We start from the raw sequence: 953 nt of genomic DNA on the forward strand, positions 1-953 counted from the left end.
TGATATTTTTATTACAACAAACATAAAAAATACACATTAAATCTTGCGAGATTAAATAATTTATATCACTTTTGTAGTATAAAAAATATCAGACTAAAAAGTTGCTATTTAAAAGGATGAAAAACTTGAAATTTACAAAGATGCATGGTGCAGGAAATGACTATATTTATGTCAACGGATTGACAGAAAATATAGAAAATGCTTCGCAACTTGCAATTAGCTTAAGCAACAGAAATTTCGGAATAGGATCAGATGGTCTTGTTCTTATATTACCATCAAACAGTTGTGATTTCAGAATGCAAATGTTTAACTCCGATGGCTCTGAAGCTGAAATGTGCGGAAACGCAACCCGATGTGTTGGCAAATATGTTTATGATAATAAACTTACCGATAAAAAAGAAATTACATTAGAAACTAAAGCCGGAATAAAATACATTACTTTACTGGAAGGAGACTATAAAACTCGCAAAATAACAGTAGATATGGGAGAACCAATTCTCGATCCAACTCTAATCCCTGTAAATATTACTCAGAATCCCGTTCTTAACTATCCATTAAACATCGATGGAAAAGAGTGGCAAATTTCCTGTATATCTATGGGAAACCCTCATGCTGTAGTTTTTACAGAAGGAATCAAAGATTTTAATTTACCTATATTAGGTCCAAAGTTTGAGACAAACTCGATATTTCCCCGTAAAACAAATACTGAATTTATAGAGGTTATAGATCGTAATACTTTAAATATGCGTGTTTGGGAACGTGGGGCAGGGGAGACTCTTNNGTGCAGCGGCTGTTGCTGCTATATTTAACGGACATTGTGATAGAAAAATAAAAATACATTTATTAGGTGGAGATTTGGATATCGAATGGCGTGAAAGTAACAATCACGTATATATGACCGGTGAAGCCGTAACTGTATTTGAAGGAACAATTTTATAAGGTCTCAGACCTTT

At 33.2% G+C, this 953-nt stretch carries 1 pseudogene; it reads left to right on the forward strand.

The features are described 5' to 3' along the window. The first annotated feature begins 116 nt into the window (after window positions 1–116). Window positions 117–939, forward strand: a pseudogene (gene dapF, locus HGC4_RS13440) (diaminopimelate epimerase). The last annotated feature ends 14 nt before the right edge of the window (window positions 940–953 follow it).

Source organism: Dysgonomonas sp. HGC4 (genome assembly GCF_001261715.1).
GTDB lineage: Bacteria > Bacteroidota > Bacteroidia > Bacteroidales > Dysgonomonadaceae > Dysgonomonas_A.